This window comes from Bifidobacterium sp. VU/mBH4 (B4) (genome assembly GCF_058199535.1).
This window is the reverse complement of the sequence record NZ_JBVPQJ010000007.1, coordinates 36,619-60,258: the sequence shown is the minus strand read 5'-3', so window position 1 is coordinate 60,258 and position 23,640 is coordinate 36,619. Positions and strand designations below refer to the sequence as shown.

General features: G+C 61.6%; 20 protein-coding genes. 14 read left to right on the top strand and 6 right to left on the bottom strand.

Going from position 1 to position 23,640, the window contains the following annotated elements:
* The first annotated feature begins 39 nt into the window (after positions 1 to 39).
* The 4 genes from AC0AII_RS08075 to AC0AII_RS08060 all read left to right on the top strand — a co-directional run bounded on the left by AC0AII_RS08075 (position 40) and on the right by AC0AII_RS08060 (position 5,435).
* The gene (locus tag AC0AII_RS08075; protein WP_186279459.1) at positions 40 to 870 is read left to right on the top strand and encodes a glutamate ABC transporter substrate-binding protein; all 831 of its coding nucleotides are present in this window, start codon (positions 40 to 42) and stop codon (positions 868 to 870) included.
* Between the two features lies 1 nt (position 871).
* Complete coding sequence (locus tag AC0AII_RS08070) at positions 872 to 1,549, top strand: amino acid ABC transporter permease (RefSeq protein WP_024627819.1); 678 nt, start codon at positions 872 to 874, stop codon at positions 1,547 to 1,549.
* Positions 1,550 to 1,555: 6 nt separating this feature from the next.
* On the top strand, positions 1,556 to 2,746 hold the full coding sequence (locus tag AC0AII_RS08065; protein ID WP_490446753.1) for an amino acid ABC transporter permease: 1,191 nt from the start codon (positions 1,556 to 1,558) through the stop codon (positions 2,744 to 2,746).
* Between the two features lie 85 nt (positions 2,747 to 2,831).
* Positions 2,832 to 5,435 carry a DEAD/DEAH box helicase gene (locus AC0AII_RS08060; protein ID WP_490446752.1) on the top strand — a complete coding sequence of 868 codons (2,604 nt, stop codon included), beginning with the start codon at positions 2,832 to 2,834 and terminating at the stop codon, positions 5,433 to 5,435.
* A 10-nt stretch (positions 5,436 to 5,445) separates the two neighbouring features.
* On the opposite strand, the gene AC0AII_RS08055 is transcribed toward AC0AII_RS08060, so the two are convergent.
* Both AC0AII_RS08055 and AC0AII_RS08050 read right to left on the bottom strand, forming a co-directional pair.
* Positions 5,446 to 6,261 (bottom strand): amino acid ABC transporter ATP-binding protein, encoded by an 816-nt coding sequence (locus AC0AII_RS08055; protein ID WP_490446751.1) that lies wholly within the window; start codon positions 6,259 to 6,261, stop codon positions 5,446 to 5,448.
* Positions 6,258 to 7,772 carry an amino acid ABC transporter substrate-binding protein/permease gene (locus AC0AII_RS08050; RefSeq protein ID WP_490446750.1) on the bottom strand — a complete coding sequence of 505 codons (1,515 nt, stop codon included), beginning with the start codon at positions 7,770 to 7,772 and terminating at the stop codon, positions 6,258 to 6,260. The genes AC0AII_RS08055 and AC0AII_RS08050 overlap by 4 nt, the downstream gene beginning before the upstream one ends.
* A 243-nt stretch (positions 7,773 to 8,015) precedes the next feature.
* Between AC0AII_RS08050 and AC0AII_RS08045 the strand changes: the two genes are divergently transcribed.
* Entirely contained in the window at positions 8,016 to 9,410 is a 1,395-nt protein-coding gene (locus AC0AII_RS08045; protein WP_490446749.1) for a replication-associated recombination protein A, read from the top strand.
* A gap of 185 nt (positions 9,411 to 9,595) precedes the next feature.
* Positions 9,596 to 10,993, top strand: a complete 1,398-nt coding sequence (locus AC0AII_RS08040; protein WP_101432279.1) for an MFS transporter — start codon at positions 9,596 to 9,598, stop codon at positions 10,991 to 10,993.
* A gap of 16 nt (positions 10,994 to 11,009) precedes the next feature.
* Here AC0AII_RS08040 and AC0AII_RS08035 read toward each other — a convergent pair whose 3' ends face one another.
* Entirely contained in the window at positions 11,010 to 11,450 is a 441-nt protein-coding gene (locus AC0AII_RS08035) for a MarR family winged helix-turn-helix transcriptional regulator (protein WP_101432224.1), read from the bottom strand.
* 328 nt (positions 11,451 to 11,778) lie between these two features.
* Here AC0AII_RS08035 and AC0AII_RS08030 point away from each other — a divergent pair, with 328 nt between their 5' ends.
* The 8 genes from AC0AII_RS08030 (at position 11,779) to AC0AII_RS07995 (ending at position 21,505) form a co-directional block, all read left to right on the top strand.
* Positions 11,779 to 12,357, top strand: a complete 579-nt coding sequence (locus AC0AII_RS08030; protein ID WP_490446748.1) for a haloacid dehalogenase-like hydrolase — start codon at positions 11,779 to 11,781, stop codon at positions 12,355 to 12,357.
* A 120-nt stretch (positions 12,358 to 12,477) separates the two neighbouring features.
* Positions 12,478 to 13,191 (top strand): MtrAB system response regulator MtrA, encoded by a 714-nt coding sequence (mtrA, locus tag AC0AII_RS08025; protein ID WP_490446747.1) that lies wholly within the window; start codon positions 12,478 to 12,480, stop codon positions 13,189 to 13,191.
* Positions 13,188 to 14,822 (top strand): MtrAB system histidine kinase MtrB, encoded by a 1,635-nt coding sequence (mtrB, locus tag AC0AII_RS08020; protein WP_490446746.1) that lies wholly within the window; start codon positions 13,188 to 13,190, stop codon positions 14,820 to 14,822. Before mtrA ends, mtrB begins: the two co-directional genes overlap by 4 nt.
* Before the next feature lie 68 nt (positions 14,823 to 14,890).
* On the top strand, positions 14,891 to 16,567 hold the full coding sequence (locus AC0AII_RS08015; RefSeq protein WP_490446745.1) for an LpqB family beta-propeller domain-containing protein: 1,677 nt from the start codon (positions 14,891 to 14,893) through the stop codon (positions 16,565 to 16,567).
* 192 nt (positions 16,568 to 16,759) lie between these two features.
* Positions 16,760 to 17,734, top strand: coding sequence for a fructose ABC transporter substrate-binding protein FruE (gene fruE, locus AC0AII_RS08010; RefSeq protein ID WP_045924190.1), 975 nt, complete (start codon positions 16,760 to 16,762; stop codon positions 17,732 to 17,734).
* Positions 17,735 to 17,868: 134 nt separating this feature from the next.
* Positions 17,869 to 19,425: a fructose ABC transporter ATP-binding protein FruK gene (gene fruK, locus AC0AII_RS08005; protein ID WP_490446744.1), complete on the top strand. Its 1,557-nt coding sequence runs from the start codon at positions 17,869 to 17,871 to the stop codon at positions 19,423 to 19,425.
* A complete protein-coding gene (fruF, locus tag AC0AII_RS08000) occupies positions 19,422 to 20,501 on the top strand; it encodes a fructose ABC transporter permease FruF (RefSeq protein WP_267400104.1) in 1,080 nt (359 codons plus the stop codon). The genes fruK and fruF overlap by 4 nt, the downstream gene beginning before the upstream one ends.
* On the top strand, positions 20,498 to 21,505 hold the full coding sequence (locus tag AC0AII_RS07995; RefSeq protein WP_490446743.1) for an ABC transporter permease: 1,008 nt from the start codon (positions 20,498 to 20,500) through the stop codon (positions 21,503 to 21,505). The genes fruF and AC0AII_RS07995 overlap by 4 nt, the downstream gene beginning before the upstream one ends.
* Before the next feature lie 79 nt (positions 21,506 to 21,584).
* Here the strand turns inward: AC0AII_RS07995 and AC0AII_RS07990 are convergent, their stop codons facing one another.
* The 3 genes from AC0AII_RS07990 to AC0AII_RS07980 are packed head-to-tail and all read right to left on the bottom strand — an operon-like array spanning position 21,585 to position 23,640.
* A complete protein-coding gene (locus tag AC0AII_RS07990; RefSeq protein WP_490446742.1) occupies positions 21,585 to 22,631 on the bottom strand; it encodes a Gfo/Idh/MocA family protein in 1,047 nt (348 codons plus the stop codon).
* A complete protein-coding gene (locus AC0AII_RS07985; protein ID WP_101432227.1) occupies positions 22,624 to 23,088 on the bottom strand; it encodes a very short patch repair endonuclease in 465 nt (154 codons plus the stop codon). The genes AC0AII_RS07990 and AC0AII_RS07985 overlap by 8 nt, the downstream gene beginning before the upstream one ends.
* A 12-nt stretch (positions 23,089 to 23,100) precedes the next feature.
* Entirely contained in the window at positions 23,101 to 23,640 is a 540-nt protein-coding gene (locus AC0AII_RS07980) for a peptidylprolyl isomerase (RefSeq protein WP_490446741.1), read from the bottom strand.

The window sequence follows — 23,640 nt, the reverse complement described above, 5'->3', positions numbered from 1 at the left end:
GGAGGGAAGCGTATCCGCATGAATGCAAGCATGCATGGCATGGGCCGGCCGCTGAAACGGCTGGCAAGGAATCTGACCGCGATCCTGTGCGCTCTGGGTTGCCTGGTCTCCCTGGCGGCCTGCGGCTCCGACAAGGAGGCAGGCAAGATCCGGGTGGGCATCAAGTTCGACCAGCCCGGTCTGGGCTTCAAGAAGGCCGGGACCTATGTGGGCTTCGACGTGGACGTGGCCACCTACATCGCTGACAAGCTGGGCTACAGCGCCGACGACATCGTCTGGAAGGAGGCCCCCTCCAAGCAGCGGGAGGCCATGCTCCAGAACGGCGACGTGGACATGATCCTGGCATCCTACTCCATAACGGACGAGCGCAAGCGGGCGGTCTCCTTCGCTGGGCCCTACATCGTGGCCGGCCAGGACCTGCTGGTGCGCAAGGAGGACCACCATATCCGCGGCCCCGAGGATCTCAACGGCAAGCGGCTGTGCTCGGTGACCGGATCCACTTCGGCCGTCACCGTCAAGAAAAAGTTTGCCAAGGAGGTCCAGCTGATGGAGCAGCCCGGCTACGCCGAATGCGCCACCGCCCTCTTCTCCGGCATCGTCGATGCGGTCACCACCGACGACATCATCCTGGCCGGCCTGGCCTCCGCCTCCCGGGGAAGACTGCGGCTGGTGGGCAAGCCCTTCACCCAGGAGTACTACGGTGTGGGCATCAAGAAGGGCAATACCCAGCTGGCCCACAAGATCAACGCGGCCCTGGCCGACATGGAAGCCAACGGCTCCTGGCAGCGGGCGCTGGAGAACAACACCCGGGGCACCCACTACAAACCCGACCCACGCTTCAATCCGCCCAAGCCCACGGAAGGAGAGTGAGATGTCAACCATCATCGAACTGTTTTCCGACTACGACATCCCGGCAGCTTTCTGGGTCAACATCCAGTTGACCCTCTGGTCGGCCCTCTTCTCGCTGATCCTGGGCATCATCTTGGTGATCATGCGCATCTCGCCCATCTCCTCCCTGCGAGCCGTCGGCCGAGGGTATGTGGAGTTCTTCCAGAACATGCCGTTGACCATCATCATGGTCTTCATGGTCCTGGGGGCCTTCGCCCAGCTCAAAATCAGCTTCTCCCCGGAATTCTCCGTCAACTTCTTCTGGCTGGCGGTGACGGGCCTGTCCCTGTACACGGCGGCCTTCGTCTGCGAGTCCCTGCGCTCGGGCATCAACACGGTGCCCCTGGGCCAGGCCGAGGCGGCCCGCGCTCTGGGGCTGAGCTTCTTCCAGTCGGCCTCACAGATCATTCTGCCCCAGGCCTTCCGCGGGTCGGTGGCGCCCCTGGGCAACACCTTCATCGCCCTGCTGAAGAACTCCACCGTGGCTGCAGCCGCTTCCGTGGCTTCCGAGAGCTCCTCCCTGATGAGCGAGATGATCGAGTTCCACGCCAACGCCATTGTGGCCATCTTCCTGATCTTCGCCCTGGGATACGTGATTCTGGTCCTGCCTATCGGGGCGCTGACCACGTACCTGTCCAACAAGCTGGCAGTGAGGAGGTGAGCGGCCATGGCACAGGACAATGAGAGCTCGCTGCTCTTCGATCAGCCCGGTCCCAAGGGCCGGCGCACCATACGAATCGCCAACTGGATAGCTGCCGTCATCTTCGCCGTAGTGGTCATCCTGGTGCTGATGCGGCTGCACAACCCGCCGGAGGGTGAGAACCAGCTGAGCTGGGAGCTCTGGCGTCCGGCCCTGGACTACGAAGCCTGGTCCGACTTCTACCTGCCCGGGCTCTGGCTGACCATCAAGGCCTCGGTCGTTGCAGTGATCGGCTCGGTCATCTTCGGGTTCATCTTCGGCATCGGCCGTCTGCTGCCCAACGGGTTGGTCAGGGCAGTCTCAGGCATCATAGTGGAGTTCTGCCGGGCCGTTCCGGTGTTGATGATGATGATCTTCTTCTGGCGCTGGTTTGCCTTTGCCGGAATCAGCCAGGCCTCCTACTGGGCCGTCGTGCTGGGCCTGATCCTCTACAACGGCTCCGTGGTGGCTGAGCTGATCCGTTCGGGCGTGGGCAACCTGCCCAACGGTCAGCGCGAAGCCTCCCTGGCCCTGGGGCTGACCAGGACCCAGTCGCTGATGCAGATCGAGGTTCCGCAGGCCGTCTACGCCATGCTGCCGGCGGCTGTGACCCAGCTGGTCGTGGTCCTCAAGGATACGGCTCTGGGCTCCATCATCATGTACACGGATCTGCTGCAGGAGTCCCGTCGTCTGGGTTCCATGTACTTCAACATCCTGCAGACCCTGGTGGTGGCCTCGGTGGTCTACTTCTTCGTCTGCTTCCTGCTGTCCCACTTTGCCCGCTGGCTGCCCACGAAGATGCAGGAGCGCACTGCCGCCCCAGCCGACTTTGTGGAGCCGGCGGCGCCGGTGGCCATCATGGATCCCTCCAACGTCAACCAGATAGCCGTGGCCAAGGAGGTTGACGAGGACCGGTACGGCGGCGCGCCGCTGCAGTACCACGCCCATCACCGTGGATCGAACGCCTCCATCCAGCACTGGAGGAAGACCCGCTACATCCAGGGCTATGACCGGACCCAGCCCGACACGCTGGTCGATCCGCACAAGGCGAGCCTGGAGATTCCGGACTTCCTCAAGCCCGGCCGTGGCGGCCGCTCCGGGGGCGATCAGCACGCCGAAGGCAAGACTGGAAAGGGCGAGAAAGACGGTGGCGACAAAGACAGCAGGCACAGGAGCTGACCAAGATCTCCCGGCTGCTTTCCTGTCTGGCGGCTTTCCCGGTCTCCGGCCGGACTTGTGTGCCTGGCCGGATAGACTGGTGGACATGGTTCAAGAACTTGCTGATTCCTCAACCGCCCCAACCGACCAGCCTCCCTCCCTGGGCGACCTGGTCCCCGAGGCGGGAGGCCCCCGCAACCTGACCGAGGATCAGATTTACGACCGCTTCTTCTCCTGGGTGGCTTCCCGGGGCATCACCCCCTGGCCGCACCAGGAGGAGGCCGTGCTCTCCCTGGTTTCTGGCGACCATGTGATTCTGTCGACCCCGACCGGCTCGGGAAAGTCCATGGTGGCCCTGGCCATGCATTTCATCGCCTTGTGCACAGGGCGGCGCTCCTATTACACGGCTCCCATCAAGGCCTTGGTCTCCGAGAAGTTCTTCGACCTGGTTTCGGTTCTGGGCCGCGACCGGGTGGGCATGATCACCGGCGACACCCACATCAACACGGATGCCCCGGTCATCTGCTGCACTGCCGAGATCCTGGCCAACCAGGCGCTCAGGGAGGGCAGGCACGCCGATATCGGCTGCGTGGCCATGGATGAGTTCCACTATTACGGGGACCCGGACCGAGGCTGGGCCTGGCAGGTGCCCCTGCTGACCCTGCCCGATGTGCAGTTCCTGCTCATGTCTGCCACCTTGGGCGACGTGGATCAGATCGCCGTGGACCTGGAGCGCAAAACCGGGGTGGGTGTGGACATCGTCGCCGATGCCCCACGACCGGTGCCTCTGGACTACCGTTATGTGGACACCCCCTTGCCCAACACTGTGGAGTCCTTGCTGGCCGATGGGGATTCGCCGGTCTACATTGTTCACTTCTCCCAGGATGCCGCCCTGGAGACGGCCCAGGCCCTGTCCAGCACGGGGGTCTCCGACCGGGGGCAGCGGGACCGGATCAAGGAGGCCATGGCCGGCACCCGCTTCACCACGGCCTTCGGCAGGATTCTGCAGCGGCTGCTGCGCACCGGGGTCGGGGTCCACCATGCCGGCATGCTGCCCCGGTACCGGCGCCTGGTGGAGCAGCTGGCCCAGGATGGCCTTCTGCCGGTCATTTGCGGCACGGACACCCTGGGGGTCGGCATCAATGTGCCCATCCACACGGTCCTGCTGACCGGGCTGACCAAGTTCGACGGCTACAGGATGCGTCGCCTGCGGGCCCGGGAATTCCACCAGATTGCTGGCAGGGCCGGGCGCATGGGCTTCGATACCAGCGGGCTGGTCGTGGCCGAGGCCCCCGAATACGAGATTGAGAACGCCAGGGCCGTGGCCAAGGCTGGCAACGACCCCAAGAAGCTCAAGCGGATCAAACGCAAGAAGCCCCAGGAGGGGTTTGTCACCTGGGGCAAGGGGACTTTCGACAAGCTGATCGAGGCCCGTCCCGAGACCCTGACGCCGCACCTGAAGATCTCCCACGCCATGGTGCTCAACGAGGTCGACCAGGGCGGTGATGCCAGGAGACGGGTCGAGGACCTGATCGAGGACTCCCGTCAGACCCCGCAGCAGAAGGAGCATCTGCAGGACCGGGCCGACGAGATCTTCCAGACCCTGACCGACACCGGGGTCATCGAGACCGAACGAAACCCCGACGGCGGCCTGGACTACTTCACGACCGTGGACCTGCCCGAGGACTTCGCCCTGGACCAGCCCCTCTCGCCCTTCCTGCTGGCCGCCCTGGAGCTGCTGGATCCCGAGGACCCTGACTACGACATGAATCTGCTCTCCATGGTCGAGGCCACCCTGGAGGATCCCCGGCAGATACTCAAGGCCCAGCAGCGGCAGGCCCGCGACGCGGCCATCCAGCGGATGAAGGAGGATGGCCTGGAGTACGAGGAACGGATGGAACGCCTGCAGGAGGTGACCTGGCCCAAGCCCCTGGAGGAGCTGCTGGGGGAGGCCTTCGACCGCTACCGTCGGGATGTTCCCTGGGCCAACGACTATGAGATCCACCCCAAGTCCGTGCTGCGGGACATGATCGAGACGGCCTCGGACTTCAACGGCTACATCGCCCGCTACGGAATATCCCGATCGGAAGGGACCCTGCTGCGCTATCTGTCCGATGCCTATCGGGCGCTCAGCAGGACGGTTCCCGAAGAGTTCATGGATGAGCGGCTGGAGGACATCCTGGCCTGGCTGGGACTTATTGTGCGCTCGGTGGATTCCAGCCTGGTGGATGAGTGGGAGGCCACGGGCAGGGCTGAACATGGCGAAGTCGCAAGCGGCCTGGATGCCGCCCCGCCCAAGGTGGAGAACCAGGTGGTGACGGACCGGCGGGGACTGACCCTGCTGGTGCGCAACGCCATGTTCCAGCGGGTGGAGCTGGTTGCCGCCGACCGGCCGGAGGCCCTGGCCGACCTGGATGCGGACTGGGGCTATGGCCTGCGGGCCTGGAGCGACGCGCTGGACGACCTTTACGAGGACCATGAGCAGATTCTGACCGATGCCCAGGCCAGGTCCTCGGACTTCTTCAGCCTGGATGACCGTGATGAGCGAAAGGGCCACACCTGGCGGGCCCAGCAGATCTTCGACGACGTTGAGGACGAGCACGACTGGGGCATCGCCGGCATCGTGGACCTGGACGCCACCCAGGAGAGCGGCCAGGCCGTCTTCAAAGAATACCGGGTGGGTCCCATCGAGGAGCTGATGGACCTCTAGCCCCGAGGCGTTACAGGACCTTGGAGAGGAAGGACTGCAGCCGAGGGCTCTGCGGGTGGCCGAAGATCTGTTCGGGCGTGCCCTCCTCCTCGATGATCCCGGCATCGGTGAAGATCACCCTGGAGGAGACCTCCCGGGCGAAGGCCATCTCGTGGGTGACCAGAATCATGGTCATGCCGCCCTCTGCCAGGGAGCGGATGACTTCAAGCACGTCGCCCACCATCTCCGGATCCAGGGCCGAGGTGGCCTCGTCGAAGAGCATGATGTCCGGGTGCATGGCCAGTGCGCGGGCGATGGCCACACGCTGCTGCTGCCCGCCTGACAGATCCGTGGGCCGCGCGTCCGCCTTCTCCTGAAGCCCTACGGTCTCCAGCAGGTCCAGGGCCTGCTGCCGGGCATCCTCCTTGGGCGTCTTGTGCAGCATGTGGGGGGCCAGCGTGATGTTGTCGGCCACGCTCATGTTGGGGAAGAGGTTGAAGTGCTGGAAGACCATGCCCACGTGCTCGCGTAGCTTGTCGATGTTGGTCTTGGGATCGGAAATGTCGATTCCATAGACGCTGATGGTGCCCAAGGTCGGCATCTCCAGGGCATTGATGCAGCGCAGCAGGGTGGACTTGCCCGCGCCCGAGGGGCCGATGATGGAGATGACCTCGCCCGGCTTGACCTCCATGTCGATCCCCTTGAGGACCTCGGTGTCGCCGTAGCGCTTGTGCAGGTCGCGGATGGATACGGCCGCCTGGGAAGTTCCCTGGTTGAGGCGACTTTGGTTCTGGCGGATGCGACGGGTCAGTCGTCCGGTGTCCATGTCCGGGTCCTCGAAGTTCATCGATGCAGCCTCCTATCGAGCATATTGGCCATCCAGGTCAGGGCGCTGATGGCGACGAAGTAGATGACGCCCACCATGAACAGGGTTTCGGTCACGCGGAAGTTGGCCGCGTAGATCTGCTGTGCCTGGTAGAGCAGTTCGCCGAAGCCGATGGCCAGCAGCAGGGAGGAATCCTTGAGCATGATGACCAGCTGGTTGATGATGGAGGGCGTGGCGAATCTGACCGCCTGGGGCAGGATGACCCGACGCAGGGCCATGCGACGTGTCAGGCCCAGGCTGCGGGCTCCCTCCATCTGCCCGACATCCACCGACTCGATGGCCCCGCGCACGATCTCAACCAGGTAGGCTCCGGAGTTGAGGGACAGTGTCAGCGCGCCGGCCAGCCAGATGCTGATGCGGTGGCCGATCAGTTGAGGGACACCCAGGTAGAAGAAGAAGGCCCAGACCAGGACGGGTGTGCCCCTGAAGACCGCCACGTAGATCCGGGCGATCCAGGACAGCACCCGATTGGGGCTGATCCGCCACAGTCCCAGGATGATGCCGATGGCCAGGGCGATGACGAAGGATATGGCCGTGATGGCCAGGGTGTTGCGCAGGCCCAGCATCAGGGAGGGGAAGGCCTGGCGGACCAGCTCGAAGAATCCTGGCCTGGAGGCTGGGGCGCTCTTGCTGGACTGGCCGCTGCCCACATAGGAATCGACCAGCTGTTTATAGCTGCCGTCGGCCTTCATCTTGGCCAGACCCTCGTTGAAGGCGGCCACGAACTCCTTGTTCTCGCCCTTGCGGACGGCCGCCCCGTAGGAGGCGCCAGGCTCCTTCTTGGTCACGGTCTTCAGCCCGTTGCCCTGGGCGATGCCGTAGGCCAGGACCGGGTAGTCGTCAATGACCGCCTGGGCATTGCCGGACTTGACCATCTCGTACATGGTGGAGGACTGGTCCACCGCCTTGACGGTGAAACCGTACTGGGCCGCCCGCTGCTTGGCGAAAGCCTCGCCCTCGCTGCCGGTTTTGACGGCCACCACGGTGCCTCGCAGATCCTTGTAGCTGTGGATCTGGTCGTTGTCCTTGGCAATGGCCATCTGCACGCCGGAGTCGAAATAGGGGTCGGTGAAGTCGTAGACCTGCTTGCGCTGGTCGGTGATGGTCATGCCGGCTATGACCACATCGGCCTGCTGGGAGTTCAAGGCCTGGAGGGCGGCGTTGAAGCCCAGGGACTGGATCTGCACCGAGAACCCCTCGATGTCGGCGATCTTGCGGATCAGATCCATGTCGATGCCGACCAGCTTGCCGGAGGAGTCGCGGAATTCGAAGGGGGCAAAGGTGGTGTCGGTGGCGACGCGGAAGGTGCGTCCGTGGACCGCCTGCGCGGCGGGTGAGTCCTGGGCCGCCTGCGCCGGCGTGGCCAGGGGGGCGACAATCAGGGCTGAGAGCCCCAGGACCAGGGCGAGCAGGCCCATGGCCCACCTGCCTGGACCGGATGTCCATCCCTGGCGAACATGCTTGGCGATCACTGGCGATTCTCCTTATTGCTCCTACTGTGCCGGTCCCGGTTTTTCATGGGCCTACCTGAAGATGTTCAGGCGGATGACCAGTAAACTGTACACACACCGGGTTTCCGGGACCCAACTACGCGCTGGGCGATACGGTCATATAGGTTTCCAGTCTAGCGCGTTCGTCTTGCTGTTTGTGGCAGGCGCAGGCCTATGCTGGTGAAGGCGGGGAGCCATAGGGCCCCGAGGAATGAGGTATTGCAGATGGTTGGTGATCTCTTCCAGGCGGCGGATCCCCCCGAGGAGCACACTCTGCCTCTGGCGGTCAGGATGCGGCCCAGGAGCCTGGACGAGGTGGTCGGCCAGGACAAGGTCACGGCTCCTGGAACCCCCTTGGAGCGGCTGGCTCGGTCGGATCCGAACAACCGCCTGACGGCTCCCAGTTCGGTCATTCTTTTCGGACCTCCCGGGGTGGGCAAGACCACCCTGGCCTACATCGTCGCCCGACAGTCAGGGCGGCATTTCGAGGAGCTTTCGGCCGTCACCTCGGGGGTCAAGGAGGTCCGGCAGGTCCTCGCCCAGGCCCGGGAGCGGCTGGTCAGCCAGGGGCAGGAGACGGTCCTCTTCATCGATGAGGTCCACCGCTTTTCCAAGTCCCAGCAGGACGCCCTGCTGCCCAGCGTGGAGAACCGGGATGTGACTTTCATCGCAGCCACTACGGAAAATCCCAGCTTTTCGGTCATTGCGCCCCTGCTTTCGCGCTCGGTGGTGGTCAAGCTGGAGGCCTTGGACGACCAGGACCTTGCCAAGCTGGTCCGCCGGGCTGTCAAGGACCAGCGGGGGCTCAAGGACCAGGTGCGGCTGGATGCAGAGGCTCTGGACCAGATCGTGCGTTTTTCGGGGGGTGACGCCCGCCGGGCCCTGACCATTCTGGAGGCTGCGGCCGGGGCCGTCACCGAGGGCGGGCCTCGTGCCAAGGGGGCGCGTCGGCCCCTGATCAATGCCAAGGTGGTCTCCTCGGTCATGGACGTAGCCGCTGTCCGCTATGACAAGAAGGGCGACGATCACTACGACGTGGCCTCGGCCTTCATCAAGTCCATGCGGGGGTCCGACGTGGATGCGGCCCTGCACTATCTGGCTCGGATGATCCGGGCTGGCGAGGACCCGCGTTTCATCGCCCGACGGATCATGATCGCCTCCGCCGAGGAGGTGGGCATGGCCTCTCCGGAGGTGCTGGAGATCACGGTCGCGGCTGCCCAGGCCGTGGCCATGGTGGGCATGCCAGAGGCCAGGCTGATCCTGGCTGAGGCAGTCATCGCGGTGGCCACTGCGCCCAAGTCCAACGCCTCTTACATGGCCATCAACCAGGCCCTGGCGGACGTGGACGCCGGGCATATCGGCCAGGTTCCCCTGCATCTGCGCAACGCTCCCACCAAACTGATGAAGGCCTGGGGCAATCATGAGGGCTATCAGTATGCCCATGATGCGCCGGATGCAGTGGCGCCCCAGCAGTACATGCCGGACGAACTGGTCGGGCGACGCTACTATCACCCCAATGACCGGGGCTATGAGCGTCAGCTGGGTCCCCGTCTGGAGGCCATCAGAGCCATCCTGGACAGGGCCGCCGGACCGGAGGGAAACGCCGGGTCTGGGCAATGACCGTCCAGACTCCTATACTGGGCACCCAATAGACGTTGAGCAGCCACACAATGACCGAAACGCCGCAGGGTCCAGGCCTTCCATAGTGACGGTCGCCATGCTCTCAGAAGGAGCCTGTCGCCGTCGGCGGGTCTGGCATGGACGCATGGGGCATGCCTGCCTCATGGACGGGCGCGAGGGTGACGATGTCGACAGCGGTCATTGACAATGCAGACATATCCGAACAATCCAAGAATCCCGGCGTTGCCGGGGACGACCTGGCGGTCCGCGAGATTACCCGGCGAGTAGACAATGCTCGTGAATCGGCTACTTTTTACAAGATCGTGGCCCTGGTGGCCGCGGGAATGCTCATGGACAGCATCGATGTCTATGTGGGCAGCGCAGTAGCCAGTTCGGCATTGAGCACCGGGTGGTCCACGGTCGCCCAGAACTCCCTCTTCCTGTCGGCCGGTTTCCTGGGGCTCCTGGTGGGCTCGCTGCTGGCCGGGTTCATCGGAGACCTGCGGGGGCGCAAGACCGCCTATCAGATCAACCTGCTGCTCTTCGGTGGCTTTACCCTGCTGGGTGCTCTGGCTCCGAACATGGCCGTCCTCTCGGTCTGCCGTCTGGGGGCGGGGCTGGGGCTGGGCGCCGAAATCGTCACCGGCTTCTCCATGGTCAACGAATTCGCTCCCATCCGGCATCGCGGTCGCTGGAGTGCCATCGTCTCCCTGGTGGCCAACACCGGAGTGCCCTTGGCCATGCTTCTGTGCGCCTGGATCATTCCGCGCTGGTCCTGGCGACCGCTCTTTGTGGGCATTGGTCTGGCAGCGGCGTTTATCTGGTATCTGCGGCGTGACATCCCTGAGTCCCCTCGCTGGCTGGCCCTGCACGGGCGAATGGACGAGGCCACCCAGGTGGTCGAGCTTCTGGAGGCCGACAATGGCCGGAGAGGGGCAAGCTCCGATTCTGCCAGCGGTTCAGCACGTGCTGGCAAGGATGAGGGCGTTGAGGCATCCGCCAAGGCATCGGGTAGCGTGGTTCGCGGCCTGATTGTGGCCACTGTGGCGGTCTCGGCCACCAATGTCTGCTCCTACGCCTTCACCTCCTGGGTGCCCACCATCCTGCTCAAGCGGGGCATCAATCTGAGCGGATCCCTGTGGATCAGCACCCTGATGATGCTGGGCGCTCCGCTGGGCTGCCTGATAGGATCCCTGCTGCTGGACCGGATCGGCCGCAAGCGGATCATCGTCACGGCCTTCCTGCTGACGGCGGTCTTTGGGCTGCTCTACGCTGCGCAGACCAGCCAGGTCACGGCCATTCTGGTGGGCATCCTGCTCATGGCCAGCCTCTACGTGCTCATGTCTTCGGTGGTGGCCGTCTATGCGCCCGAGCTCTTCCCTACCACGGTCCGCTTCCGCTGCGTGGGCATCGCCAATGCCGTTGCCAAGCTCTGCAATGTGCTCATGCCCGTGCTGATCGGTGCCATGCTCAGCGTATGGGGGAGCACCTCGATCTTCGTCACCATCAGCCTGGTGGCCCTGGCCTCCATGCTGGTCGTAGGCCTGATGGGTTGGGAGACCTCGGGCCGTTCGGTGGGCTGATTCTCAGTAAGTGGGGTCAGAGCTGATTGGCCAGCAGCCGGTTGTAGACGCAGCGCAGCTCGGTCTGGAAGGTCTCGGGGTCGATATCGGGATTCTGCTTGAACAGGTCCGTCCACCAGTTGTTGACCGACCTGATCCGTTTGCGCGCGATGTCTGCGCCCGACCTGGTCAGGGCGATGATATTGACGCGGTGATCGGCGGGGTTCTGCTCACGGCTGACCAGGCCCTGGGCCTTCAGAGCCTTGAGATCCCTGGCCAGCAGACTGGGGTCTACGCACAGATCCCGGGCGATCTGCCGCTGGCTGAGGCCTGGATGATCATAGAGATATACAATCAGATCACCTTGAGTGCCCCGTAAGGTGGAGTCGCCTGTGTACCGGCTGGTGTCATTGCGTGCATGCCGGTAGATTCCGGCTATGCAGCTGCTCAGGTTGTGGTAGTGGCTCTTCTTCAACATCGCTGCTGCCCCCTAGCTGGTAAGGAAAATCAAAGAGCTCGGCGGACATGATTGACCGCATGGACCCCTTCGGCGCCGTTCCCCTTCCAGGCCTATTTTCGACAAGTCCCAAACCTCGGCCTTAAATGAACAACGCATTTTCATCATATCAATACCGTCGACACCATGGGGATGATCCACGATCAGGACAGGGACTGCCTGTTCACGAGGCTGTGCGGGTCAGCATTTGGGGGAGTATGACCCATGGAAGTCGGGGACTATCACCGTCATTGCTCCACGGTATGCTAAGATGTTCGCTTTTTAGCGCTGAGATCTGGAAAGGACTGGCATGCGGGTACTGGACTTCGACGGCACCATCTACGATGGCGAGAGCCTGCTTGACTTCTACCTGTTCACTGCCCGAAAGGATCCGCGGGTGCTTGGCTACCTGCCGATTGCCCTCTTCTATGCCGTCCGCTATCGTCTGGGCCGGGTCACCCTGGAGCAGCTGGACTCGGCCATGCGTCGGGTGGGCTCGCGCTACCTGCGTCGGCTGACCTCGCGTCCCGGCTTTGACATGGACCGGCTGGTCAACCAATTCTGGGATGCCAACATGCACAAGATCATGGATTGGTACACTCCCCAGGCTGACGACGTGGTGGTGACCGCCTCCTTCGATCTGGTGGCGGGGGAGGCCTGCCGCCGACTGGGCATCACCCGCTGTATCGGCTCCACCCTGGATTTGGAATCCCTGACCGTGGGCTACCTCAACTTCGGGCCTGACAAGCCCCTGCACTTTCAGCAGATCCTGGGCCATAAGACGGCCATTGACGCCTTTTACACCGATTCGGCCTTCGATCTGCCCATGATCGATCTGGCACGGCGAGCCTATATGGTGGAGCATGGCCGGGTCCGTCGGATCAAATAGGTCAGCCCTGGCAATTCCTACTAGGATCCGTCGGCGGGTGCAGCCCCGACCAACCCTGCTATCGTTCTGCTTAGAAGCAAGTGAGCATAATGGCATGCTGAGAACGAGGGAGGGCTTCTTGTGAAAGAGCCGGCCACGATACTGATTGTCGACGATGACAGGGATCTGGGCGAGATGCTGTCGATAGTGCTGCAGACAAAGTCCTACAGGCCGGTGACCTGCACGGATGGGTCCAGGGCAGTGGAGATATTCCCTACGGTGCAACCTGATCTGGTGCTGCTGGACATCATGTTGCCCGGCATGGATGGGATCGGCATCGCACGGTGGATCAGGTCACGATCCAATGTCCCCATCATCATGCTGACGGCCAAGTCCGATACCAAGAACATCGTCGAGGGTCTGGAGGCCGGAGCCGATGATTATGTGGTCAAGCCCTTCAGCACTGACGAGCTCCTGGCCCGGATCCATGCCCGCCTCCGTCCGGTCTCGGTCCGCGCTGCTCACAATGGGCAGGGATTGCCGGCCATCATTCACGGCCTGATAGAGATCAATCGGCAGGAACACACTGCAGTCAAGCGGGGGGTTCAGCTTTCCCTGACCCCTACGGAGTTCGAGCTGCTCTATGTGCTGGCGTCACATCCAGGTGAGGTGCTGAATCGGGCAGAGCTGCTGCGAAAGGTCTGGGACTATCAAGACATGGGTGATACCCGCCTGGTCAACGTCCACGTGCAGCGTCTCAGACAGAAAATCGAAGACGATCCCGAAAATCCAAGAATCATCGAGACTGTTCGGGGAATCGGCTACAAGTATGCGGCTGAGCAGCCAGGATCATGAGCACTCGCACCAAGCCCAAGGGCGCGTCGGCAGTCGGGAAGTTCCTGCGCAGGCTCAACAAAGCGGTCAGGAGCTCTTTGCAGGTACGCATGGTCCTTCTGGCGACGGTTTCGGCGCTGCTGATCGGCATCGTCTTCATGACAGCATCCCTGTATTCGGTCAGGACTTCCCTCTTGAACCAGGTCCTGCGACAGGCACAGGCCGACTTTGCTGCAGAGCTGAACAGGGCTCAGGGGGGACTCGACTCTGCAGACATCTCCGACGACGAGGGGAGCTATCAAAAGCTGGTGGTCAATATGGCAGCCAATGTTCAGAGTGAGGGGGCTCCTAACATGGTTGGGGTCTTCATCTGGCCGGATGACTCCACGGCCCGCAGGTTCGTCCCCGTATCGACAGCCCCGGGAGACAGCGACCTGATCACTCCGGAAATCAGGAATGCCGTCGTCTCGAATGGCAGCCACTCATACTCGCAGATGATCAATACGGCCGACAAGGGTCAGTACCCGGTCCCGGGCATCGTCATGGGTTCCATGCTGAGGCCGGCCACCACCGGAGGAATCGAGTTCTACGCCATCTACTCGTTCGCAGACCAGCAGCGCTCCGTGCTCTCCGTGCAGATGGCCCTTCTTGCGGTCAGCGTGGTGACCAGCGTGGTGATGGGGATCATCGTGTTCCTGGCCCTTCACTCAGTCATCCGTCCGGTGACCAAGGTGGCAGGTGCCGCCAAGGGATTGGCCCAAGGGGAGTCGGATGTCCGGGTCACCGAGGACCGGACCGATGAGCTGGGCACCCTGCAGCGTTCCTTCAACGTGATGGCTGATTCCATCAATGAAAAGATCGGGCAGCTGGAGGAGGCCGAAGCCTATCAACGCAGGTTCGTATCAGACGTCAGCCATGAGCTGCGGACCCCGGTCACCACCATCCGCATGGCCACGGACCTGCTTTTCCAGAGTCGGGACGACCTGGATCCCAACAAGCGCAGGACCGTGGAATTGCTGGACAAGCAGGTGTCGCGCTTTGCCAGCATGCTTGAGGATCTCCTCGAAATATCCAGGTATGAGGCTGGCCAGACATCGCTGAATCCGGACCTGTGCGATGCCTGCGATCTGGTCCGCAAGGTGGTCCAGCAGGTCGCCCAGATAGCCGGGACCAAGGGGGTTCCCGTGAATGCGCTCCTTCCCGACCACAAGGTGATGATCACCGTCGATGCCAACCGTTGTACTTCGATTCTGCGCAATCTGGTCAACAATGCCATCGATTTCGCTGAGGACGGGCCGGTGCAGCTGCGGCTGGCCGTCTCGGAGCAGGCCGTGGTATTCAGCGTGCGCGACTGGGGAACCGGCATTGCGCCCGAAGACCTGACTCATATCTTTGAACGGTTCTGGCGGGCCGATCCATCGCGGTCTCGGTTGACGGGCGGTACAGGTCTGGGGCTGTCGATAGCCCTGGACAATACCAATCTCATGCATGGCCTGCTCCAGGTGCGCTCGCAGATCGAGCAGGGGACCTGGTTCCTGCTGACCCTGCCCAGGGATGTCTGTGAGCAACTGGATCAGGGGAGTGCGCCGGTTCGATTCCAGCCTGGCCAGGGTCTGGATGTGGAAGGCTCCTTTGAAGAGGCTGCATCATGAGTGTTTTCAGACCGTCCCGCCGGCCAAGATTTGTTCGTCCTGTGCGGATGCTGGGCCTGTGTGTCGCCATGGTGACTGCACTGGTTACCGGAGGTTGCTCCATTCCATTCGGGCTCCCCACTTCCGGGTCGGTCCGTCAGCTCAGTCCCATCGAGAATCAGCCCCATCGCGTCTTCTCGTCTCCGGAGGGTCCAGTGGACGGAGCCGGACCAGAGAGCATTGTCAAGGGCTTCCTGGCGGCTCTCCCGACCGGCATTCAAAGCGATGGCTTTGCTGTCGCCAAGTCCTACATGACCAAGCCGGCCTTTGCAAAGTGGGATTTCAATGCACCTGTCTCGATCTATAAGGGTTCCCCTGTCTATGACCGCGTGGATGACCAGGGCAGCGGGCAGAGGACTGCCCTTGACCTGACGACCGAGTGCATTGGCTCCTTGGACGCCCATGGCATATTCTCCGTCACCGAACAGGATTGCGGCTCAGGGTACAAAACCGAACGGTTCGAGCTCGCTCAAGTTCGCGGCCAATGGCGGATCAGCAAGGCCCCGGCGGGGATCGTGATCTCTTCGGATGATTTCATGCAGGTCTACCGTCAGGTCGTCATCTATCAGTTCCCCTTGGCCAAGGGTGTGCCTGTTCCTGACAACCGGTGGTTCGGCTGGCGAAACTGGCGGACCCTGGCCCTGAAGGAACTGCTGAAGGGCCCTCCGGCTTGGCTGCGGGATTCCGTGACGAACTTCAACACCGCCAAGGTCTCCCTGGCAGTCGATGCGGTCCAGCAGGTCAAGGGGCAGATGGAAATCAAGGTCAGCAGCTCCTTCGCCACCCTGAGCAGCGAAAACCAGGCCATGCTGGTCCATCAAATGCGGATGCTCTTGGGCGACGGCAATGGCGAGTTTGATCTGCGCGTGGTCGATGCGTCCGGGACTGACTACTCCCATGCGGATGACGACCTGACCATGGCTTCAGGGCTGACTTCCAACCGCATCTACAGTCTGGGCAGCAGCGGGGTGGTAGGTTTCAACTCCTCCAACCTGATCAGGGTCGGACAGCCTCCGGTCTTTCATGAGCCCAAGGGGCTGGTCTTTTCCTCCAACGGGGGTGCGCTGCTGTCCGATCAGGGCCAGGTGACCTGTCTGAAGCCTGATGCTTCATCCTGCGGGAAGCTGTTTGCCGACTCGCCCGTTGCCGCAATAACGGGCAGTCTGACCGATGAGATCTGGGCGGTCAGGCAGAGTGATTCCGCCATCCTGGTCGAAACGGGCAAGCCGGGTGTCCTGGAATTCGCCCTGCCCTGTCTGCATGGGCGGCGTGTGGTTGCCCTGGCTCTGGCGCCTGAGGGGCAGCGTCTGTGCCTGGTGCTCGATGACGGTTCGCAGGGTATGAACACCCTGGTCATGCTGGGCATTGTCCGAGGCGAGAACCAGCGGCCGAAGGGCCTGAGCGATCAGATCCAGGTCATCGCCCGACATCGGGACATCAGGGCCTTGACCTTCTACAACGACAACACCCTGGTCTACAAGGATGGCGACATGGATGCGGGCGGACATTCCCAGATCGCCCCTGGTCCGGAGACTGTCCAGCATCTGCCGGCCGGAACCACAGGCTTGGCTGCAGGGCAGGTCAATCAGATGCAGAGCCTGATCGCCCTGGACCGTTCGGGCATCGTTCACTGCCTTTCCGGAGCACTGGAGGGCATGTGGTACATCATTGATTCCCAGGTGGATACGGTTACCAGCGGCCGGTAACAATCACCAGGATGGGCAGGACCGGCTGCGGCTCGGCTGCGGCTTGCTTGTCAATGCGGTTGAACTGTTATCGATTTGTTATCGCTGCGCCTTGAGCTCGGCAGGCGGAAAAACGATACTGAAAACCGTGGATGTCATCATCGATGATCATAATGCTGTGGCCTCGATGGTGACTACTCAAGGAGGAGAACAATGAATACAGTACTGAAGAAGGCGCTGACCATCGCCACGGCCTCGGCTGCGGTCTTGGCCATGGGAGCTTGCGGGTCTTCCGGATCCAGCTCCAGCAAGGGCGGCGACAAGCAGAAGACCATCGGGTTTGTTGCTGTGGGTCCTGAGGGCGGCTTCCGTACGGCCAACGAGAACGATCTGAAGAAGGCCTTCAAGAACGCCGGATTCAACATGATCTATTCGCCGACCCAGAACAACGATCAGCAGAAGCAGATCCAGGCCTTCAACAAGTTCGTCAACGACGAGGTGGACGCCATCGTCCTGTCCTCCACCGAGGACAGCGGCTGGGACGAGTCGCTGAAGAAGGCCAAGGAGGCCGAGATCCCGGTCTTCCTGGTCGACCGCAACGTGCAGACCAAGGACGAGAGCCTGGTCGCCTCCCACATCGGGCCTTCCAACGAGTGGGCAGGGCAGCAGGCTGCGGAGTTCGTCAACAAGAACTTCCCTGATGGAGCCAATGGCCTGATCCTGGAGGGCCCTGCCGGCCTGTCGGTGGTCAAGGACCGCCAGAAGGGCTGGGACTCCAAGATCGGCGGCAACATCAAGGTTCTGGAGAGCCAGTCGGCCAACTGGTCCACTGACGAGGCCAAGACCGTCACCGCCGGCCTGCTGGACAAGTACAAGAGCCAGAATGTCCAGTTCATCTTCTCGCAGAACGACGAGATGGGCCTGGGCGCTGCGCAGGCTGTTGATGCCGCAGGTCTGAAGGGCAAGGTCAAGATCATCACCATCGATGGCACCAAGCCGGCTCTGAAGGCCCTGATCGACGGCGATCTGTCGCTGGTGATCGAGTACAACCCGCTCTTCGGCGAAACGACCGCCAAGACCGTCAAGGATTACCTGGACGGCAAGAAGGTCAAGAAGAACATCGTCATTGATTCGAAGGTCTTCACCGCCGACGAGGCCAAGAAGGTCATCGATTCCAGAGCGTACTGATCTCTCGCTGATCGCATAGGACACAGGACGGCGCACCCGGGAAGGTTGCGGTACGCCGTTTTTCATGGGCGGGAAAGGGTCTTTGGACCGCGGTACCGCCCCTCGATCAGCATTCAGTTTGATGAGGCAAGACAATGACAAAAGAAGAACCCTTGGTCTCCATGAAGGGAATCAGCATTGAATTCCCTGGTGTCAAGGCGCTCGACAATGTCGATCTGCGTCTGTTCCCCGGTGAGGTCCATGCCCTCATGGGTGAGAACGGCGCAGGCAAATCGACTATGATCAAGGCGCTCACCGGGGTGTACAAAATCAATGCGGGAACCATCACCGTCAACGGCCAAAACAGGATTTTCAACGGCACAGCCGATGCGCAGAACGCCGGCATCGCCACGGTCTATCAGGAAGTCAACCTGTGCACCAACCTGAGCGTGGGCGAAAACGTCATGCTCGGGCACGAGGTAAGGGGGCACCTGGGCATCAACTGGCGCAAGACCCACGAGGCGGCCAAAGGCTTTCTGGCCCAGATGGGCCTGACGGATCTGGATCCTCACACACCGCTCAATGAGATATCCATAGCCATGCAACAACTGGTGGCCATCGCCAGGGCCATGGTCATCGATGCCAAGGTCCTGATCCTGGATGAGCCGACATCGTCGCTGGATGCCAATGAGGTGCAGGATCTTTTCCGGATCATGCGCAAGGTCAGGGACAGAGGCATCGCCATTCTGTTCGTTTCCCACTTCCTGGACCAGGTCTATGAAATCGCCGACAGAATGACCATTCTGCGCAATGGCAAATTCGTCGAGGAAACCATGGTCAAGGACATGCCGCGCGATGTCCTTATTACCAAGATGATCGGCAAGAACGCCGATGAGCTCTCGCTGATCGGTACCAAGTCGAGGAAAGAAACACCCCAAGCTGCCACAGACCGGCCTCTGGCCAGTGTCCGCGGCTTTGGCAGAAAGGGCAGCATCTACCCCTTCGACATGGATCTTTTCAAGGGCAAGATCATGGGACTGGCCGGCCTGCTGGGCTCCGGCAGAACCGAAATCGGCCGTCTGCTCTTCGGCGCAGACAAGCCCGACAAGGGCACCTACACCTTTGATGGGAAGAAGATCTCCATCGACAGCCCGGCCAATGCCCTGAAGAACCGAATCGCCTACTCCACGGAGAACAGAAGAGATGAGGGCATCATCGGCGATCTGACGGTCAGGGAGAACATCATCCTGGCCCTCCAGGCCACCCGGGGCATGTTCAGGCCAATCCCCAGGAAGGAAGCCGATCGGATAGTCGACAAGTACATCAAGGAGCTCAATGTTCGCCCGGCCGATCCCGACAGGCTGATCAAGAACCTGTCAGGTGGAAACCAGCAGAAGGTCCTGCTGGCCAGGTGGCTGGCCACGGATCCGGAGTTGCTGATCTTGGACGAACCGACCAGGGGAATCGACATCGGCGCCAAGGCGGAGATCCAGCAGACGGTGCTGGATCTGGCCGCTCAGGGCATGAGCGTGGTCTTCATCTCCTCTGAGCTTGATGAGGTCGTCCGCCTCTCCGATCAGATAACCGTCCTCAAGGACCGTCACAAGATCGACCTGATGGACAACGACGATACGGTTTCCCAGCAGACCATTGTGGAAGACATAGCCAACACCTCGGTCTCTGGACAATCTCAAGGAAAGGAGGAACGATGAGCAAGCCCGCCAAGCAGCAATCGGAGGATGAAGGTCCATCCTTCCTGCGCCGCATATTCGGCAATCAGCTGATTTGGAGCGTGGTCGCCTTCCTCGCGCTGATTCTGGTCTGCACCCTAGTGGATCACTCCTTCCTCAGCCTGTCATACAATCCGCGTACAGGTGGCCTGGCAGGACCCCTGATCACCATGATCCAGGAGTCTGCACGATACCTGATGATCGCCACCGGCATGACCCTGGTCATCTCGACCTCGGGCATCGACCTTTCGGTCGGCTCAGTCATGGCCGTGGCCGGAGCTGCAGCCATGCAGATGCTGATCAACGGGGTGAACGTCTGGATGGCCATACTGATCTCCCTGGCCGTAGGTCTGGTTCTGGGCTGCATCAACGGCGCCCTGGTCTCCATTCTGGGACTCCAGCCCTTCATCACCACGCTGATCATGATGCTGGCAGGCAGGGGACTGGCCAAGGTCATCACCAATGGGCAGAATGCCGACGCTTCAGGCGTGGCCGGCAGCGGTCCATTGCGCTGGATGGCCAATGGCTTCATTCTGGGAATTCCGGCCAATTTCGTCATTGCAGTGATCATCGTCTGCCTGGTTGGTCTTCTGATGAGGAAGACGGCAGCCGGCATGATGATCGAGTCGGTGGGCATCAACCAGGAGGCCAGCCGAATGACCGGCATCAAGCCTCGGCGGATCCTCTTCCTGGTCTACGCCATCTCCGGCCTGCTGGCCGCTGTGGCAGGGCTCTTCGCTACTGCATCAGTGATGAGGGTCGACGTAGTCAAGACCGGTCAGGACCTGGAGATGTACGCCATTCTGGCTGTGGTCATTGGAGGCACCTCCCTGCTGGGCGGCAAGTTCTCGCTGCTGGGAAGCGCTTTCGGCGCCGTGATCATTGCGATGATCCGCAAGACCATCATCACCCTGGGCATTGATTCAGCCGCCACGCCAGCCTTCTTCGCCGTGGTGGTCATCATCATCTGCGTCATGCAGGCGCCCAAGGTGCACAACGCGGTCGCTGAGTTCAAACGCAGGCGTGCCATGAGGCAGTCTGCAGAGGTGGTGGCATGATGAAGAAGAGTTCAAGCAGACAAGCAGGTTTCCGGCTGAGCCCCAGGGCCATTCCGACAGTCGCTGCCGTGGTCATCTTCCTGCTCATGCTGATCATGGGTCAGGTGCTTTTCGGAACCTATATTCGGCTGGGATTCATGTCCTCGCTGTTCATGGACCACGCCTACCTGGTGATCCTGGCAGTAGCCATGACCTTCCCCATCCTCACCGGCGGCATCGATCTGAGCGTGGGGGCCATAGTCGCCATCACAGGCGTGGTCGGTGTCAAGCTCATGATCGCCGGCGTGCCGGCGGGGTTGGTCATCGTCATCATGATTGCCATCGGCGCGGCCTTCGGACTGCTGGCCGGTGTGCTCATTGAAGAGTTCAACATGCAGCCCTTCATCGCCACCCTGTCCACTATGTTCCTGGCCAGGGGCATAGCCTCCATCATCTCGACTGATTCGCTCAATATGCCGCAGAACAACAACTTCAGCTGGATCGGCGGCGAGGGACTGAAGATCATTGACAACCCGAAGATTTCCAATGACCTTTCGCTGAATTTCGGCGTGATCGTCGCGCTGGTTGTTGTGGCAGTCAGCTATGTCATCCTCCACAAGACCAGGACGGGCCGTACCATCTACGCCATCGGCGGTTCCCGGTCCTCGGCCGAGCTGATGGGCCTTCCGGTCAAGCGGACGCAGTATGTCATCTACCTGACCTCGGCTGTCCTGGCCTCCATCGCCTCCATCGTCTACGTGGCTGGCATCGGTTCGGCCAAGAACACCATGGGCGTCGGCTGGGAGCTAGACGCTGTGGCTGCAGTCGTCATCGGCGGCACCTTGATCACTGGCGGTTACGGCTACGTGCTGGGTTCTGTCATAGGAGCCTTGGTCCGTTCGATCATCGATCCTCTGACCTCGGACTTCGGCGTTCCTGCCGAGGCCGTCACCATCGTGGTTGGTCTGATGATTCTGGTCTTCGTCATCCTCCAGCGTCTGGTGACCTTCGTGAGAAAGGAATGACGCAGGGTTTTCCTGGATGATCCGAATGGGGGCTGATGCCGTGGCGATTGCGGCATCAGCCCCCATTCGTGCTGCTAGTTCATGATTCGAAGGGGAAGACCAATCCCCACTGGCGGCGCAGAGAGTCCATGAGCTCCATGATGCGCAGGGTGTCCTTGTGGGGCATCTGGGCGCACTCGGTCTCGCCGTCCAGGATGGCCTGTGCTGCGCTGGACACCTCATACTCATAACCGGTCAGCTGGTCGGGGACGGGGTAGCGCTTCTTCAATTGGTGATCTGCGTCGTACAGATCGACGGACTCCACATTGTTGATGTTGATGCACTGCAGGTAGCCCTGGTCTCCCCAGACGCCGCCGGTCCGGTCGCTGGCCGAGACCATGGAGCTGGTCGCTGCCCCCATGGATCCATCCTGGTAGAAAATGGTCGTGGAGTTCTGGCTGTCCACCCCCTCCGGGCTGCGGACCCAATCCGTGCAGACCCGCTCAATAGGCTTGGGTCCCATGACCATGTCGATGAAGTTGAGAGGGTAGACACCTACGTCGAGCAGGGCGCCGCCGGCCAGGGCCGGGTCGGTCATTCTGGCCTTGCCCACGGTCACATATCCCAGGTTGGCGGTGACCGTTCTGACGGTGCCGATTTCCCCTGAGGAGACGATGTCGTCGATGATGGAGCGCGAGGGCATGTACCTGGTCCAGATGGCCTCGGTGCAGAGCAGGCCGGTGCTCTCGGATGTTTCGATGACCTGCTTGGCCTGGTCGGCGTTGGCCGTGAAGGACTTCTCGACCAGCACGTTCTTTCCCGCCTTCATGCAGGCGATGGCCTGCTCGGCGTGGAGGCTGTGAGGCGTGGCGATGTAGACCAGATCCACTTGGGGATCGTCCAGGAGTTCCTGGTAGGAGCCATAGGAATGTGCGAATCCATATTTTTGGGCGAAGGCAGCTGCACGATCCCCATCCCTGGAGGCCACGGCGTATGGGGCTACCAGATGGCTGTATTGCTGGTCTTTGGCCATCATGGCCACCGTCTTGGCCAGCGCATTGGCTATCCGTCCGGCGCCGAGAATGGCGAAGTTGATCCGCATGCCCGCTTGCTCAGCCTCTTGTCGTTTGCCGTTCAATCTACTCATCCTTGACTCCTTCGTTTGGATGGCCATCAGCCGTGATGGCCTCATATAATGTTTGCAGGGTTTCCTGGGCATGGCGGGCATCCAGCTGGCACTCCCAGACTGTGAAAACCCGCCAACCCATGGCTTTCAGTTTTTTGCCCTGCTCCTGATCCCGCAGACGGTTCCTTGTCAGCTTTGTGGTCCAATATTCCACATTGGATTTGGGAAGGGAGAATTTGGCACAGCCCTGATGCATGTGCCAGAAACAGCCATTGACGAATACCATGGCCCGCCACTTGGGCAGGACCACATCAGGATGGCCCGGATACCGCTTGTCGTTTTTGCGAAACCGCAGACCGCGCGAGAAGAGGTAGGACCGGACCTGGCGTTCTATTGATGTTTCCGTGCCCCTGATGCGGGACATGGTGTAGCTGCGTGTGCCGGGCTGGAATCTGCTGGGTGCCTTTTTCGAAACCATCCCCGGCACGGCTCAGAGGATTTCGACGCTGTTGATGAAGACCGGCTCAAGGGGACGGTCGCCCGGGTCGGTGGCCACGGCATCCAGCTTGTCGACCACCTTCCGGGAATCCTCATCGGCCACCTGGCCGAAGATGGTGTGATGCCCGTTCAGCCAGGGGGTTGGCACGGTGGTGATGAAGAACTGTGATCCATTGGTGCCGTGGGTCTTCCCTGTGGCGGGGTCACGGCGCAGTCCTGCATTGGCCATGGCCAGCTTGTAGGGTTCCTCAAAGGTCAGGGAGGGGTCGATCTCATCGTCGAACTCGTAGCCGGGGCCGCCTGTGCCGGTGCCCAGCGGGCAGCCGCCCTGGATCATGAAATCCTTGATGATCCGATGGAAGGTCAGCCCGTCATAGAAGGGATCCTGACGCTTCTGGCCCGTTTCGGGGTCGGTCCAGTTTTTGCGGCCTGCGGCCAGGTCCAGGAAGTTGGCTACGGTTTCGGGGGCCTTATCGTCAAAGAGATCCAGGCGAATATCGCCCTCCGAGGTATGCATGATAACTGTGCTCAT

Bases quoted from the DNA above. Each gene is read 5' to 3' on its own strand.
- AC0AII_RS08075 (WP_186279459.1), top strand. From the start codon at position 40: ATGGGCCGGCCGCTGAAACGGCTGGCAAGGAATCTGACCGCGATCCTG.
- AC0AII_RS08070 (WP_024627819.1), top strand. From the start codon at position 872: ATGTCAACCATCATCGAACTGTTTTCCGACTACGACATCCCGGCAGCT.
- AC0AII_RS08065 (WP_490446753.1), top strand. From the start codon at position 1,556: ATGGCACAGGACAATGAGAGCTCGCTGCTCTTCGATCAGCCCGGTCCC.
- AC0AII_RS08060 (WP_490446752.1), top strand. From the start codon at position 2,832: ATGGTTCAAGAACTTGCTGATTCCTCAACCGCCCCAACCGACCAGCCT.
- AC0AII_RS08055 (WP_490446751.1), bottom strand. From the start codon at position 6,261: ATGAACTTCGAGGACCCGGACATGGACACCGGACGACTGACCCGTCGC.
- AC0AII_RS08045 (WP_490446749.1), top strand. From the start codon at position 8,016: ATGGTTGGTGATCTCTTCCAGGCGGCGGATCCCCCCGAGGAGCACACT.
- AC0AII_RS08040 (WP_101432279.1), top strand. From the start codon at position 9,596: ATGTCGACAGCGGTCATTGACAATGCAGACATATCCGAACAATCCAAG.
- AC0AII_RS08035 (WP_101432224.1), bottom strand. From the start codon at position 11,450: ATGTTGAAGAAGAGCCACTACCACAACCTGAGCAGCTGCATAGCCGGA.
- AC0AII_RS08030 (WP_490446748.1), top strand. From the start codon at position 11,779: ATGCGGGTACTGGACTTCGACGGCACCATCTACGATGGCGAGAGCCTG.
- mtrB (WP_490446746.1), top strand. From the start codon at position 13,188: ATGAGCACTCGCACCAAGCCCAAGGGCGCGTCGGCAGTCGGGAAGTTC.
- AC0AII_RS08015 (WP_490446745.1), top strand. From the start codon at position 14,891: ATGGTGACTGCACTGGTTACCGGAGGTTGCTCCATTCCATTCGGGCTC.
- fruE (WP_045924190.1), top strand. From the start codon at position 16,760: ATGAATACAGTACTGAAGAAGGCGCTGACCATCGCCACGGCCTCGGCT.
- fruK (WP_490446744.1), top strand. From the start codon at position 17,869: ATGACAAAAGAAGAACCCTTGGTCTCCATGAAGGGAATCAGCATTGAA.
- fruF (WP_267400104.1), top strand. From the start codon at position 19,422: ATGAGCAAGCCCGCCAAGCAGCAATCGGAGGATGAAGGTCCATCCTTC.
- AC0AII_RS07995 (WP_490446743.1), top strand. From the start codon at position 20,498: ATGATGAAGAAGAGTTCAAGCAGACAAGCAGGTTTCCGGCTGAGCCCC.
- AC0AII_RS07990 (WP_490446742.1), bottom strand. From the start codon at position 22,631: ATGAGTAGATTGAACGGCAAACGACAAGAGGCTGAGCAAGCGGGCATG.
- AC0AII_RS07985 (WP_101432227.1), bottom strand. From the start codon at position 23,088: ATGGTTTCGAAAAAGGCACCCAGCAGATTCCAGCCCGGCACACGCAGC.
- AC0AII_RS07980 (WP_490446741.1), bottom strand. From the start codon at position 23,640: ATGAGCACAGTTATCATGCATACCTCGGAGGGCGATATTCGCCTGGAT.